This window comes from Bacteroidia bacterium (genome assembly GCA_027493955.1).
GTDB lineage: Bacteria > Bacteroidota > Ignavibacteria > SZUA-365 > SZUA-365 > JAOSJT01.
Genome location: JAOSJT010000001.1, coordinates 2,861,448 through 2,875,763, shown reverse-complemented (window position 1 = coordinate 2,875,763; position 14,316 = coordinate 2,861,448). Strand labels below are relative to the sequence as shown.

Sequence of the window (14,316 nt, the reverse complement as noted above, 5' to 3'; positions counted from 1 at the left end):
GCATCATCAAATATACCGAAAAAATCCATGGTAATCCGGTCGGGGGTCCCGGGTGTCGCAATGAACAGGAGAAAATTCGTACCATGCGACAGCGGTATCGCGGAGGCTGCGCACCGAGAAAGTTCGTCCTATTCCTGCGCACAGCTTACGCGGGACGCGGCGATCCATGTTTGAACTGACGAACGAGGTGAGGTACAGTATGCCGGAACGGCAGCGAGTTCTCATTACCGGTGCAGCCGGCTTTCTGGGCTGGAACATCGCCCGCGGATTGACTTCCGTCGGGGTAGACGTGACGGGTGCGTGGCATCAAGCACTGCCGGACCGATCCGTCGCCGCATCGTGGGTGCGTTTCGACCTTGAGATGGTCGGATCAGTCATGCCGGGTCTTCTTCGCAATTTCGATGCTGTCGTTCACTGTGCCGCGATCGCGTCCAGAGCTGCCTGCGATGCCGATCCCGCCCAGGCGCAATTGATCAACACCACCTCCGCCCGCATCATTGCCGAGTGCTGCGCTGCTGCTGGTGTTCGCCTCATTCACATTTCGACGGATCTGGTTTTTGACGGTTCCGACGGCCCATACCACGAGAATGCCGCAACCTCACCAGTGTCGGTGTACGGTGTGACCAAAGCCGCTGCTGAAACGGCGATACACCGCATACACCCAGATGCGCATAGTATCCGTACGGCGCTGATGTACGGCCCCGGACCATTCAACCGAGAAGGTGCCATGTTGGCCTGGACACTGAGCGCACTCAGGGACGGACGTCCTTTGCGTCTGTACACGAATCAATACCGTTCACTGTTGTATGCCCCCGATGTGGCGCAGTTGGTTCGTGTCCTTCTGCATGAGGAGATCGCGCCGGGGATCATCCATGCCGGAGGACCGGAGCGACTGTCCCGCTACGAAGCGGGTTGCCGTATCGCAGCGGCGTATGGCTTTTCCACGGAAGGAATCTCGGCAACAGTTCTCGAACGAAAGCCGCCCCTGAGCTCTACGGATGACTGTTCTCTCGATTGTTCGAAAACAATCGAGAGAACCGGTATTCAATTCACCACTGTGTACGATGGGCTCGCGGCGATGAGATCCATGTGAGTACCGGTGGCATGACGAGAGAGAAGCGAACACATCCCTCTCGCAGCGAAGTGGTCCGCCGCGAGCGGTAGAAACTCCACTCTTCCGGATGTCCGTGGTATTGTGCAGATTGATGGATGCACATATTTGGAAAGAAAACAGCATGAAAGCGTTTCAGCTCGAATCAGAATACAAACCGACCGGCGACCAACCGGATGCCATACGCCAGTTGGTGGAAGGCGTTGAGCGGGGAGACCGGTATCAGACCTTGTTGGGGGTCACCGGCAGCGGAAAGACCTTTACGATTTCCAATCTCATCGCGACGGTCGGAAAGCCGACCCTGGTCATCTCGCACAACAAAACACTCGCGGCACAACTATACGGAGAATTCAAGTCCTTTTTTCCGCATAACGCGGTAGAGTTCTTCATTTCCTACTACGATTACTATCAACCCGAGGCCTACATTCCCTCCACAGATACCTACATCGAGAAGGATATGGCGGTCAATGACGAGATTGACCGCCTGCGACTCAAGGCAACTACGGCGTTGGTGGAAGGACGCCGCGACGTCGTCATCATCGCATCGGTTTCCTGCATCTACGGCATCGGCTCGAAGAACACCTACGCCGATCAACTCGTACTTATCCGGCTGGGGGAGCAGATTGAGAGAAACGATTTCCTGCGCAAGCTCAGCAGCATCCATTATGTCCGTAATGATTTCGATTTCACGCGCGGTACCTTTCGGGTCCGGGGAGACGTCATCGAGATCATTCAGGCCTTCGAATCCGAGGAAGTGCTGCGAGTGGAGTTCTTCGGCGACGAGATCGAGGCGCTGTCGCTCGTCGACAGGATGACAGGGAAAGTCCTCGAGAAAGTGGAATCGGCGGCAGTGTATCCCGCGAAGCATTTTCTCACCACCGACGAAGAGCTCAAGCGCGCGATTGTTGACATAGAAAAGGAACTCGAGGAACGTCTGGAATATTTTCGCAGCTGCGGAAAATATCTCGAGGCGCAACGTCTCGAGCAGCGAACGCGTTACGATCTGGAAATGATGAAAGAAATCGGTTACTGCTCAGGAGTCGAGAATTATTCGCGCCACCTGGCCGGCAGAGCGCCAGGGGAACGCCCCGAGTGTCTGCTGGATTATTTTCCCGATGACTTCCTGATGATCATTGACGAATCGCACCAGACGCTTCCGCAAATCCGCGCCATGTACAACGGTGACAGAGTGCGAAAAAGCACGCTCGTCGAGCACGGCTTCCGCTTGCCGTCGGCGCTTGACAACAGACCATTGAAATTTGATGAATTTGAAGCGATGATACGGCAATGTGTGTTCGTCAGCGCGACTCCGGGGCCACACGAACTCACGCAATCCGGTGGTGTCGTTGTTGAGCAAATCATCCGGCCCACAGGCCTGCTCGACCCGCCGATGGAAGTCCGACCGATCAAAAATCAGATTGACGATCTGATCGCTGAAATACGGGACCGTGCGGTAAAACAGGAGCGCGTGCTTGTCACCACGCTGACGAAGCGCATGTCCGAAGATTTGACGGAGTATCTGGAAAATATTGGTATACGCGTACGCTATATGCACTCCGATATCGATTCACTGGAGCGCGTGGAAATTCTCCGCGACTTGCGTCTCGGAAGCTTCGACGTACTGGTCGGCGTCAACCTGCTGCGCGAGGGACTGGATCTGCCGGAGGTGTCGCTCGTCGCCATTCTGGACGCGGACAAGGAGGGCTTCCTTCGCAGCGAGAGCGCCATTATGCAGATTGCCGGACGCACAGCGCGAAACGCGGACGGGCGCGTCATCATGTACGCCGACCGCGTCACGGATTCGATGCGCAAGGTCATGGATGAAACCCGGCGCCGACGGGATCTGCAGACGAGCTACAACATCGAGAATAACATCAATCCCGAGACAATCAGGAAATCGATGGAGGAAATTCTGCACTCCACCGCTATTGCCGATCTCAAGTCGCGTCGCGACGAACGAATAGCCGAGAGACAGAAGCCGCGCATGGTAGCTGAACCCGTTCTCCGCTACATGACGAGCGAGCAGAAGCGGGAACTGCTCGACCAGCTTCAGAAAGAAATGATGGAAGCCGCGAAAGACCTGGAGTTCGAACGCGCCGCGCAGTTGCGCGATGAGATACAGCGCATATCGGGCCAATCTGCCACATAGGTACCGTCCGTATCACCCGACGCGCAGCAGGCGCACCGCAGCATCTTGCCGGGCGGGCCTCCGGATTTACCGCGTGTCTATTCTCCCGCGTATCCACTGCACGGAACGTTCCATTGAGTCAATCCACTGATTTGGGGTATTCCGCAGTCCATGTCCGGCACCGTGATAGACAACGAATTCCACCTCGCAGCCGAGGGCGTGCAGGGCCTGATACATTTCGCGTGAATTCGCGAGGTTGGTGTATTGATCTTTGTCACCCTGGAGAATCAGTGTCGGCGTCGTGATACTGCGCGCATACGTTTGCGGCGCACGTGCGATCCAGAGATTGTTCATATCGAGCGGTTTTTCCCAGTAGTTGTATCCGAGATACATGACCTCAAACACTGGTTGCCAGGAATTGCTCCAGTCGGTAAACCAGCTGAAGATGCCGAACAGCGATACAGCCGCTTTGAAGCGCTGTGTTTGCGATATTGTCCAATTCGTCATGTACCCGCCGTAACTCCCGCCCATCACTGCCATTCTGCCGCTGTCCGCTACCCCGCGCGTGACAAGCGCGTCAACGATGCGCATGGCATCACGAAAATCGCCGCCGCCGAGATCATAACGGTTCGCCTGCCCGAACGCATCGCTGTAGCCGGAGCTGCCGCGGACGTTGGGCATGACGGTCGCTATACCGTGCGCCGCCAGAATATGAGCGGGATACGCCTGGAAAAATTTGTTGTCGAAGTCGCCGTACGGTCCTCCATGATACGCAAGGAGCAGTGGCACCGGAGTGCCGGGCTTCATCGTGGGCGGTGTTACCAGAACGGCCTCAATGTCGAAGAGGTTATCGTCGCTTCGAATGGTGATGACTTCCTGTTTGCCGAGGAGGAAGGGCTTGAGTTGATCGGAAAACCGGGTGCGCAGCGTGCTGCCGTCGCGGGATTGTAAATAGAGTTCGCGGAGCGAGGCGACACCTTCGGCGGTAAATACCGCCGTGCCGCTCCGTGAGGCATGAACCTCGGAAACCACAATGGCGGGATCTGTGACACGTCGCAGCGCTCCGCTTCCGGGGTCAACGAGATGCAACTCCGCAGAAGTGCCGACATTGAACAGTGCCAGCAGTGATCCGTCGGGCAACCAGTGCATGTCAGCGACGGAATGTATTGCGTTGGCGGTGACCCTCCGGGTTTGTCGGGTCGTCATATCGAGCAAAGAGATTTCCGTTTTCGCGAACTCGATATCCGGTACGGTCTGACTGAGATAGGCTATGAAACGGCCATCGGGGGAGATGCGTGGTTTTCTTTCCGGACCATCCATGTCGGTGAGCCGCGTGGTCACGCCGGAGAGGTCTGTCACCCATAGATCGTGCTTCTGTTCATCATTGTACTCCCCGGAGTAATTGGTCTGATAGGCCAGCCGCTCTCCGTCCGGAAAGAAGACGAAGTTGGCCACCCCGCCGTCGAGATCGGCGATCCGCCGTATCTGGCCCGATGAAACAGTCAGCAGCCAGAGCGTGCGGCCCGGCTTGGGATCGGACGCTGCCGTGAGGTTGAGTTTGCGCTGTGCCCGACGCTTTTGGATGGCCAGAGAGCTGTCCGGCAGCGCTCCCATCGTAAGGAAGGCGATGTGTGATCCGTCGGGAGACCAGACGTACTCAAGAACATCCTCTTCGGGTGCGGCAAGCAGACGCGCCTCACCGCCGGTCATCGGAATGCCAAACAGGGCCGTATTCCCCTTCGAGCGTTCTCCGTTCGCGCCCAGGCCTGCACGCGTGGAGAGAAAACTTACCAGCGCGCCGTCAGGCGACCATGCCGGCGCAGTGCACGACTCCGCCCCGCGTGTCAGCTGTCTGCCGTTTCCTGCGGCATCCAGCAGATGCACATGGGTAATCCAGCGATTGGCGGCGGTGTCGGCCTCGCGAATGGTGTAGGCCACGGCGTTCGACACCGGCGAGAGTACCGGTGTCGCCGGCGTACGAAACAATGCTTTGTCCACCGGCGTCAGTGGACGTTGCTGGGACGACGAAGCGACGGTCAAAACGATGTTGAGTACAAGAACAAGTTGAAGTCGCATGGATATCCTCTCATTGAGCGTCAGAAGCATGCGCTTGCCATTCTTCCTCGCGCAGCAGCGGCAGACCGTCCAGCGACATGCAGCGAAGTACGGGATAGACGTTCATTCCTGTATCATACCAGGGCGAGCGCTCATAAAAAAAATCCAGTCGCGCTCTCGGCGATGAGGCGAAAGCGGTGTCCGAAGCGAGACGCTGTTCGAACTCCTCGCGGAGTTTCTCGTCCCGCTGCAGCATTTCCGGTGCGATGGCTTCCATCATGTATGCTTCGTAGTATTCTTTTTGCTCGAAAACGGCGTTGAAAAAACCCCAAAAGACAAACGAATCCGGAGCATCGGCTTCAAGAAGATTGATCGCCACCCGCGCGGACGATTGCGCGAGATCCACCACGAAGGAGCCGGCGGGAATGCGCAGTGTCGCCGTGTCCTTGCGTGTCTCGACGTTCACAGGTACGCGCCCTTCGTACGGCCGTGTTCTCCACACCGCTTTGCTGAAGGTGCTTCGCTCGCAGGAAATGTTCGCGTCCCGGCTCGTTCGATGCAATTGGACGCCGTGCAGCCGAAGTATCGAAAGCACCTCCGTCCATTCCTGCGGAATAATGTATGCGCGGGGCGGACGGACGCCGAGTGTCGGCTGCACATCGCGGTAGAGAGGAATCGATACGGTCTGCGGTTGCGAATGATCCCACCAGATGTATGTCCCTCCCGACACCGAACTGTTCCGCAACTCTGTGGCGAAGCCCTTGAATTGTATCGTATCCGCCTTGTCCGTGGCCTGAAACCGAAGTGGAAAAGATGTCGTGTCTCCGGACCTGAAACGTTGTCTGTCGTCTTCCTCCGCCCGACGGACGACATCGCGAAGCGTACCCGGATATGCGGCATTGAATTCCAGGACGGCCTGCAGCAATCTGTACGTGGCGTACACGCGGTCTTTGAAGGGTTTCAGGCTGTGCGTTTCTATGAGCAGATTGGCCCGGTTACGCACTGCGGCATATCCCGTGCTGAGACGGGGCTGCGAAGCCCAGTCCACGAGCCCTTTGGAGAGATCGTTGTTCTCGCGCGGAAAAACGTACGGAATGACAGGGTCGCCCGCCTTCTCCATGGCATCGATGAACCAATACTGAAGGCGGTTCTGCCAGTCCGCAACGATGGGATGCATGTTCCCGTAGGTTTCCGCGGCGTACGAGAGATTGTACTGAAAATCAATGCCGTCTGTCACATGACAGTCGATGAGCATATCCGGCATCCATTCGTTGAAAGTACGGAGCCAGGCCTTCATTTCAGGAGCGTCGGCCTTCATGTAATCCCGGTTGAGGTTCAGGTTGGTCGCCGTGACGCGCCACCCCATGGTGTCCGGACCGTCCTGATTGATGCGATTGAAGGGACTGCGGCGCTCGTGTCCGTCAACATTGAAGATAGGCATGAAGAGAATGACCGCATGGTCGGCGAGTTTCGCAAGCGTACGTGTGACGGCTATTTCGCGCAGAAGCATCATGCCCGCATCCTTGCCGTCAATTTCGCCGGAATGAATTCCCGCTTGAATGAGGATGATGTTTTTTCCTCCGGCGCGTGCCGCCTGCGGATTGAATGTGCCGTCCTTCGATACGATGACCAAGGGCAAGGCACGCCCTTGCGGTGAAAGGCCGAAGGACTGTACGGAGATCCATTCCGACGCGCTGTCGAGCCGGTTCAGCCATCGCATGGTCTCGGCATAGTCGGGCGAGGAACGAAAACCGCTTTTCTCGAAATGCGTGAGCCAGCCTTCTTGCGCGACTGCGGGAACAAGGTGCGCTACAGTGATAGCAACACCGAGACAGAGGATATGGAATGGTTTGTGCATGAAAATCCGTGAGTGCATCATGTGATTCAGAAGGAAGGGACCAAAGGAGCACAGGTCGAAAAGACGCATTTTTGAAAATCCGTAATCTCCGTGCGTCATGCAATACCGTCCGGGAATTCTCCCACTGACCCGCGTGTTGCATCCTTCATACACAACCCATGAGGTGCTTCCATGCGCAGCAAGATTCATATATCCACCACCGTGCTGTTATTTCTCACCGTCGTTGTCGCGCTGTTTGTCATTTTTCCCGCATCCGAACGAGGCATGAACGCATATAGCAAACATCGCGTCGCTGAGTCTGTCACAGCCGCTCCGGAGCCGTTGCCGGCAAGCATACACGTGTTTGTGGTGAAGGGTGACGAGAGACAACGGGAGCTCTCGCAAAAACTTCTCTCGGCACTAAGCGGAGTACAGTCTGCCGATGTCGAGCGCGACCGCATTACCGTTACCGCTTCTCATGGTGCCTTCTGCACCTGGACGGCTCTTCACCTGCTTGAGCGACATGGCATCAGCGTTGTGCTGGAAAAGAACGCCGACTCCGGAACGGAGAGTGCGGAGAGTCAGAAACTGTGCCCGTATTCCGGCGCGAAACCGACGCCATCCTGTCCGTATACTGGCAGCGATGTGCCTGCCCCCGAGGTGCGAAGGATCTAGTTCTGCATCGCCATTGCACACAGCATCCCCATGATATAAAAAGAGCGGAAGCCATAGTGCTTCCGCTCTTCTTTTCCTGACAACACATCTGTTGTCCTCATCTCCCAGGGGAGAGGTCATTCCCGGGTTTTTGCAAGCAAACGGAGTATCTCGATGTATAACCACACGAGTGTCACCATCAACGCGAAGGCACCATACCATTCCATATGCTTCGGCATGCCGGCCGCGGAGAGCTGCTCGATCATATCGAAGTCCAAAACGAGATTGAGCGCTGCGATGACGATGACGAAGAGACTGAAGAGGATCCCGAACATCCCGCCTTCAAAGAGAAAAGGGATGCTGATGCCGAAGAACCCCAGTCCCATTGCGATGAGGTAAAACAGCGCTATACCCATGGTGGCGCTGATGACGCCGATGCGGAATTTTTCCGTGACTCTGATCAGTCCCGATCGATACGTCACGAGCATACCGACCATGATACCGAACGTGAGTACGATGGCGGGTATGACGATGCCGGGGTACATCCCCTCAAATATCGAGGAAAGTCCGCCGAGAAACATACCCTGCAGAAACGCATACACCGGGGAGATGTAGCGCGCGAGATGAGGCTTGAACGCGGTGACAAGGGCAAGCACGAAGCCGCCAAGCAAGCCGATGAGCATTTTTCCTGAAAAACCCTGTGCACCGGTCCAGCTCATATCCGACCAGGTCCAGGAGGCGCCGACGAGAAGAATCAGAAAAAGCAGCGCCGTTTTATTCAGCGCGCCGTTGAAGCTCATCGTCTCGGAGCCGACAGCGGATTCCTGTATCGCGCGGAGCCGTGATTCTTTGAGAAAGGGATTGCCGGAATTCATTGTAGTTCGCCTCCAATGCGTGAAACTGATGCAGCTTCCATAACAGCGAAATGTCTGCCGTGGTTCACACGCCTAGCGCTGTGCCCCGGACGGAGCGTCGACGGGCGGGTGTCCTTCAGGCAGTGCGGAGCCTCCGGGTGCATCTACGGGGGGATGTCCCTCGGGCATCTGACTATCGGATGGGCCGTCAACAGGAGGATGCCCTTCAGGGAAATTGCTGATGATGCGCGGTTCCTCGATTTTCGCATCTTTCGGGGGGGCAAACATGTCCGCGTCCGGAGAGAACGATTCATCGATATCCACGGCGGTCATGATAATCTCACTGTCGCCCATTTTGATTTTCGAGCGCATGGTGACACTGTTCCACAGGGAAACGACCACGCCGGACATGGCCAGGTCGTAGACCGTGCATTCTTTCCCCAGAATGGTTTCCTTGCCGATAACCTTCGCACCGCTTTTCAGCAGGTAACTGGCCTGGAAATCTTTCAGCTCCTGCGGGGAATAACCATCGACGAGTTTTTCCAGCCGCGCGACTTCGAAGGACGTCCGGGTGCCGCTGTTCTTCGTTTTGTCTATGTGATATTGCACGGTATCTGCGATGATATCGATGATGCTGACCGTTCGTTCGTTTCCACCCAACGTATAGGTGAGGTCATCTTCCATTCGCTGATACATCCCGTAATTCGCGATGAGGTGGGTTTTACTCCCCTTGGCCGCGCCGCTGTATTCGTACTCGATTTTCACGTTCTTGACGGCGTACACTTTTACGGTCGGTGGATCGTCGCGGAGGGCGTCGCCATTGTTTCCGGATCCGCAGGCGGCAAGGAGAACGGCGCTCAGGGTGATGAACAGCAGAGAAAAATTGCGCATGGAAGTTTCCTGCAAAGTGAGAGGGCTTGGCCGCGTGACATGGCGCCGGAGTCTGTCCCGGTGAGCTGACTGGACATGCGTGTACGGCTTCATGGACGGGAGGTGTGGGCAGTGAGGGATTCGAACCCCCGACCTTCTGGGTGTAAACCAGACGCTCTGAACCGGCTGAGCTAACTGCCCGAAGCAATACCAAATATAGCAAAATATTCGTTGAGAATGTATACTCGACAGATAACGCAGCCCGGCTCATGACTCAGCCCGGGCCGGCCGCGGTGCCGTGCGCGCGGCGGAGGCAGGTCGAGAGCGAGGGCTGGGCACGTTTCGTAGAGACGCAACAGGTGGATCGGGCGAGATGTGTCGCGGAATGACAGAGGTTGATCGTCAGCGGCGACGCCACATGCTCCAGATACTCCAGCCCGTCATCAGAAAAAAGCTGAACGTCATCGCCAGGCCGCTGACCGCCATGAGCGCACTCCAGGCGGGATGGGAAAAGCGCACGAGCCACATACCCCCGAAGGTGAGAGCGATGCTGAAAAACGGTTCGACCAGGACGAATCCCCGTAACCATGACGGGAGTCCGGTACTCAACGCAAAGATGCCGCCAACGGCGAGAAAGAGCAGGGAAAGCGTGATAATGTGGGCGTGCGTGATATTCAGGATTTCCGCTTCCGATTTTTCGTACTGTATCTCCCGCTCCGGCGGCAGCGTGGCGGGATCGAGGCCCATTGCTTCCGTGCCGCGGTAACGCTCCGCGATACCGTCGGTGGACAGCCTGGTCGTATGCTCCACAAAGAGCAGGCCATGGACGAAGCCGAAGGCCGCAGCCAGCAGAAACGCGGTCAGGAAGAGGCGCAGGGATGTGGGAAGCAGGTGCAGAGCCGGCAACGAGATCATGGGTTGCTCCCGTTCATGAGATGCCGTGCAAGCGCGGCAAGCGCTTTCGTCCCCTTCGTGACGCTGCGTACACTGATGGTCGCTCCGCTGATGTTCCGAATGTCGCGGCCGACGAGCAAACGGTCCTCGTCGCTTTTACCGCGAAACTGCGCACGGAACATATCGGAGGCCACTTCTCCGCCATGCGACTCGCGGTATTCCAGAATTTCGACGTCCAGAATTTTCGCTTCACCGTCGAAACACACGAGGTACGTAATCGGACGTGATTTTCCCTTTACATTGTCAATGAACGCCCAGCCGGCGGTGCCGCTACCGCGTACGACACGCAATGCCTCCACCGCATTCCAGGGATGTGCGACGCCGGAGCTCGCGCTCAGTCGCGCGACCGTTTCCGGAGTCAGTTTGAGCTGTGCGGGTACGACTTTCGCATTCGCACCGTAGAGCCGCTGAATGGTGGATTGTACGTCGTAGCGGGACTGCGCGTAGGCAGTCCCGCTGAGGAGGATTGGAAGGAAGAAGAGGATGTATGCGATGTCAGAAAAACGCATAGCCGATACCGATATTCAGCTGACCGGTCGCTTTGTCGGCAGCGGCATGATCGAACATCTGATAATCGAGTTTGACCGCGACTGCGGGATCGGGCTTATAGGTAAGTCCGATCGTCGTGTCGTTGCGGTCGTACTGCCTGAGAGCTTCGAAGCCGGTGGTTTCCGCCTGCGTATTGTATGCCTCATAGCGTCCGAACACGAAAAGCTGCTGTTCCGTCTCCGCGAGATGCCGAAGGAAATCATAGGCGGCCTCGATGTAAAAGCCGTTCATCTTGTCGGCAACCTGTTTGTTGAAGGCCGCGTTGAGCTTGTCGGCGTCGGTGACGGAAATCATTGCCGCCTCACCGCGAAGCTCGAGTCCGCCGATGCTGTAACGCACGTCGCCTGCGAGAATACTTGTCGAAGCATCACCGAGCGCTTCGTCGCCGCCGGTGAGTCCGCCGGTAAAGAAGGACGCACCCAGAGACAGCCCGGCCAAAGGTAATACATCCACGCGGCCGGTGAAACCCATGTCGGCAGTGGAGGCTTCTGCGGCCTTCCAGCGCCCGCCGCGGAGTCCATTGGACGCATTAAGTCCGTCGCCTTTGAAGCTGGACACGGTGTAGAGTTGCACATGCAGCCCGTCAATCGGACTGGAGAACACGCCGACTCCGGCTTCTCGCCAGGTCGTCGGAATGATCACGCGGTGGAAGCTCGGGCGTTCCACCCCATGGAAAGTGTTCGGTTCGTGGACCTGATTGATGATTCCCACCGGCGGGAGCAGGATGCCGGCGCGTATGCCGAATTTCTTCCACGGTGTGAACTCAAGGAAAGCCTGCTCAATACCCAGTTCACCCGGACCGCCGGAGGATGAAAACCAGGTATGTTCGATCTCGGTTTCCGAGAAAAATCCGATCCAGTCGTTGAATTGATGATTGAGATAGATGACGAATCGGTGCATGTCGACTGTGCCCTTCCGCGAACCCTCGGGCTCGTTGTAATGTACCTCGCCGTAACCGCCCACACTGGTGCCGGTGTTCTGCGAAAAAACGTGCGTAGTTGCGAGGAAGAAGGTAATGGCAAAAATGAAGCGAAATGTTGTCATATGTACTCCTAACGACAGAGTAATTTAGATTTGGTACAAATAAAGATAAATGCTCGCATACGAGAAAAGCAAGAAAAATCCCACGAGGATCTGAAATTATTTTCATTCGCCGGACGGGCTTTCCGGGGTGACAAAGCGCAGGAGGAGTGCCGTCGTGCGGAGTGCGAAAACGGAAGGAAATTCGCAGGAGTGCGCAGGCGCACAGCAATGACGGTGCTTCAAGGCCATGACGGCTGAAGCGCTCTTTCGTCTCTGCCTCATCCCGTATCACCCATGCCCCACCATGCGACGCTGTTTTATGTGGATGGCGCCGTCTGGAGGTCCCGCGAGAATATTCCCTGCGCGTCATCGGTGTGAGTTTCAGGAATGAAATATGTCAGTTACTTTGCAGCATCAGACGGAGCATTGCGATGTACCACATCTTATTCTACACCACCGCGGACGATTACCTTGAGCGTCGTGCACCCTATCGTGAGGAGCACCTTGCGTACGCCCGTGCCGCCTTCGATCGCGGAGAATTGATCATGGCGGGCGCACTGGCGGATCCGGCGGACAGCGCCGTGCTCGTATTCAAGAGCGACTCACCGCAAGCGGCCAGAAATTTCGCGATGGGCGACGTGTATGTACGGAAGGGCGTGGTCATATCCTGGGACGTACGACCATGGACCGTTGTGGTCGGTGGAGACCATTGAATCCTGCGGGCGAGAACATATGACAAGGCAGCAAGACTCTCCGATCCTCGCCGCGCAAGCGGAACGGACACTGGTGTACGAGATGGACCGGCAGCTCGCTGCCTGGACGGCGGACGCTGACCGGAAAGCGGTGTTTCTCGGCTGTTACACGATGATGACGAAGAACATGTACGCGGCGGTCGCACGCGAAGAATTTATGGACGCCGCGTGGGTACGCCGCCTGCTGGAACGTTTCGCGCACTACTATTTCGATGCGCTGCGCGTGTATGTCAACAACCCCGACCAAGCACTGCATGTATGGAGAATGGCGCATGACGCCGCCCGCACACCGTCTGTCACACCCGTGCAGTTGCTGTTTCTCGGTGTAAACGCGCATATCAATTACGACCTCGTTCTCGCGGTGGAGGAGTTGCTCGCTCCGGATTGGCGGGAGCTTCATGGTGCGCAGCGGGAAGCACGGTTCGACGACTATTCGCAGGTCAACGCCATCATCGCCCGAACCATCGACGCGGTGCAGGACGATGTGCTCTCGCCCGCAATGCCATCGCTGGGCGTCGTAGACGCGCTGATGGGGAGATTGGACGAACTCCTCATCTCGACGCTGCTCACACGTTGGCGGGACGATGTCTGGCAGTGGTCGTTGAAGCTCCTTGACGCCGGCGCCGGACCGAAGCGGGATGCGCTTCTGTGCGATCTCGACGCACACGTCATCGGTCGGGCAGAAGTCTTGTTGTCGCCGGATTGGAGGAACTTCCACAGATTGTTCTAGCGGCAAGACCCGTTCCAGAATTGTTGTCGGGAGCTCAACAGTCTCTTCACCTTTCACGCATCGCCACACAATACCACAGCATCATGTCGCAAACACCTCTCACCGCCAGCGTTCAGCTCTTGAATGAAAAACTGCGATTCAGCGGCTCGGCCGACAATTTTCCGGATATTCTGCTCGATTATATCCCGCCTCTTGGGGAAGGGAGCGGATACATGCCCATGCAGCTCCTCCTGATAAGTCTGTCCGCTTGCAGTGCGTCGTCCATTCTCACGCTTCTGCGGCGCATGGGTAAGACCATTACAGCGTGCAGCGTCGATGCCGAGGGCATCCGGCGCGAGGAGCATCCGACCGCTTTTCGCTCCATTTCCCTCACCTTCCGTATCGAGAGTCCGGACCTTCAGGTGCAGGAGTTCACGAAAGCGGTGCAATTAAGTGCCGATACGTATTGCCCGGTCTGGGCAATGCTGAAAGGCAATGTAGAAATCACCGCGACGCTGGCGGGAGACACAATCGGGGGATGATCCCCGCCGGACGATATGTGCATCGCCCCAGTTCGGATGCACCTCGGCCGTCCGGGAGGCCTGACGGCATTTCCGGCCCATATTCAAGCGTCATCGCTCGTCATCCCGTGAACCTCCGCGATTCCAACGAATGATGGACGTTGCGCAATGGTATCATATTGACGTACGCCTGCTTTCGCCGGAGTTCAACGGATTTTGCTCATGGAATTTCGTATCTTCGAAAACTGATGAACTCCGCCCGGCCCGATGCCTCCGCGGTTCTTTATCCACGAAAAACA

13 protein-coding genes and 1 tRNA gene are annotated in these 14,316 nt (G+C 56.9%); 6 read left to right on the top strand and 8 right to left on the bottom strand.

Features of this window, described 5'->3' with window-relative positions:
- Positions 1 to 199: 199 nt before the first annotated feature.
- Positions 200 to 1,093, top strand: a complete 894-nt coding sequence (locus M5R41_10955) for an SDR family oxidoreductase (protein ID MCZ7556907.1) — start codon at positions 200 to 202, stop codon at positions 1,091 to 1,093.
- A gap of 142 nt (positions 1,094 to 1,235) precedes the next feature.
- Positions 1,236 to 3,260: an excinuclease ABC subunit UvrB gene (gene uvrB / locus M5R41_10950; GenBank protein ID MCZ7556906.1), complete on the top strand. Its 2,025-nt coding sequence runs from the start codon at positions 1,236 to 1,238 to the stop codon at positions 3,258 to 3,260.
- A 66-nt stretch (positions 3,261 to 3,326) separates the two neighbouring features.
- Here the strand turns inward: uvrB and M5R41_10945 are convergent, their stop codons facing one another.
- Together M5R41_10945 and M5R41_10940 are read right to left on the bottom strand one after the other, a co-directional pair.
- Positions 3,327 to 5,315 (bottom strand): S9 family peptidase, encoded by a 1,989-nt coding sequence (locus M5R41_10945; protein MCZ7556905.1) that lies wholly within the window; start codon positions 5,313 to 5,315, stop codon positions 3,327 to 3,329.
- A gap of 10 nt (positions 5,316 to 5,325) precedes the next feature.
- Positions 5,326 to 7,152, bottom strand: coding sequence for a M14 family metallopeptidase (locus tag M5R41_10940; protein MCZ7556904.1), 1,827 nt, complete (start codon positions 7,150 to 7,152; stop codon positions 5,326 to 5,328).
- 171 nt (positions 7,153 to 7,323) lie between these two features.
- Between M5R41_10940 and M5R41_10935 the strand changes: the two genes are divergently transcribed.
- Positions 7,324 to 7,806, top strand: a complete 483-nt coding sequence (locus M5R41_10935) for a hypothetical protein (protein ID MCZ7556903.1) — start codon at positions 7,324 to 7,326, stop codon at positions 7,804 to 7,806.
- Positions 7,807 to 7,922: 116 nt separating this feature from the next.
- Here M5R41_10935 and M5R41_10930 read toward each other — a convergent pair whose 3' ends face one another.
- From M5R41_10930 to M5R41_10905, 6 genes are all read right to left on the bottom strand, one after another.
- Positions 7,923 to 8,660 carry a Bax inhibitor-1/YccA family protein gene (locus M5R41_10930; protein ID MCZ7556902.1) on the bottom strand — a complete coding sequence of 246 codons (738 nt, stop codon included), beginning with the start codon at positions 8,658 to 8,660 and terminating at the stop codon, positions 7,923 to 7,925.
- A 72-nt stretch (positions 8,661 to 8,732) separates the two neighbouring features.
- Positions 8,733 to 9,530: a hypothetical protein gene (locus M5R41_10925; protein MCZ7556901.1), complete on the bottom strand. Its 798-nt coding sequence runs from the start codon at positions 9,528 to 9,530 to the stop codon at positions 8,733 to 8,735.
- A 105-nt stretch (positions 9,531 to 9,635) separates the two neighbouring features.
- A tRNA-Val gene (locus M5R41_10920) sits at positions 9,636 to 9,710 on the bottom strand.
- Positions 9,711 to 9,911: 201 nt separating this feature from the next.
- Positions 9,912 to 10,424: a hypothetical protein gene (locus M5R41_10915; protein MCZ7556900.1), complete on the bottom strand. Its 513-nt coding sequence runs from the start codon at positions 10,422 to 10,424 to the stop codon at positions 9,912 to 9,914.
- A complete protein-coding gene (locus M5R41_10910) occupies positions 10,421 to 10,972 on the bottom strand; it encodes an FMN-binding protein (protein ID MCZ7556899.1) in 552 nt (183 codons plus the stop codon). The genes M5R41_10915 and M5R41_10910 overlap by 4 nt, the downstream gene beginning before the upstream one ends.
- Complete coding sequence (locus tag M5R41_10905) at positions 10,959 to 12,056, bottom strand: OprO/OprP family phosphate-selective porin (protein MCZ7556898.1); 1,098 nt, start codon at positions 12,054 to 12,056, stop codon at positions 10,959 to 10,961. The genes M5R41_10910 and M5R41_10905 overlap by 14 nt, the downstream gene beginning before the upstream one ends.
- Before the next feature lie 410 nt (positions 12,057 to 12,466).
- Between M5R41_10905 and M5R41_10900 the strand changes: the two genes are divergently transcribed.
- From M5R41_10900 to M5R41_10890, 3 genes are all read left to right on the top strand, one after another.
- Positions 12,467 to 12,748: a YciI-like protein gene (locus tag M5R41_10900; GenBank protein ID MCZ7556897.1), complete on the top strand. Its 282-nt coding sequence runs from the start codon at positions 12,467 to 12,469 to the stop codon at positions 12,746 to 12,748.
- Positions 12,749 to 12,767: 19 nt separating this feature from the next.
- On the top strand, positions 12,768 to 13,517 hold the full coding sequence (locus M5R41_10895) for a DUF5995 family protein (GenBank protein ID MCZ7556896.1): 750 nt from the start codon (positions 12,768 to 12,770) through the stop codon (positions 13,515 to 13,517).
- An 83-nt stretch (positions 13,518 to 13,600) separates the two neighbouring features.
- A complete protein-coding gene (locus tag M5R41_10890; GenBank protein MCZ7556895.1) occupies positions 13,601 to 14,038 on the top strand; it encodes an OsmC family protein in 438 nt (145 codons plus the stop codon).
- Positions 14,039 to 14,316: the final 278 nt, after the last annotated feature.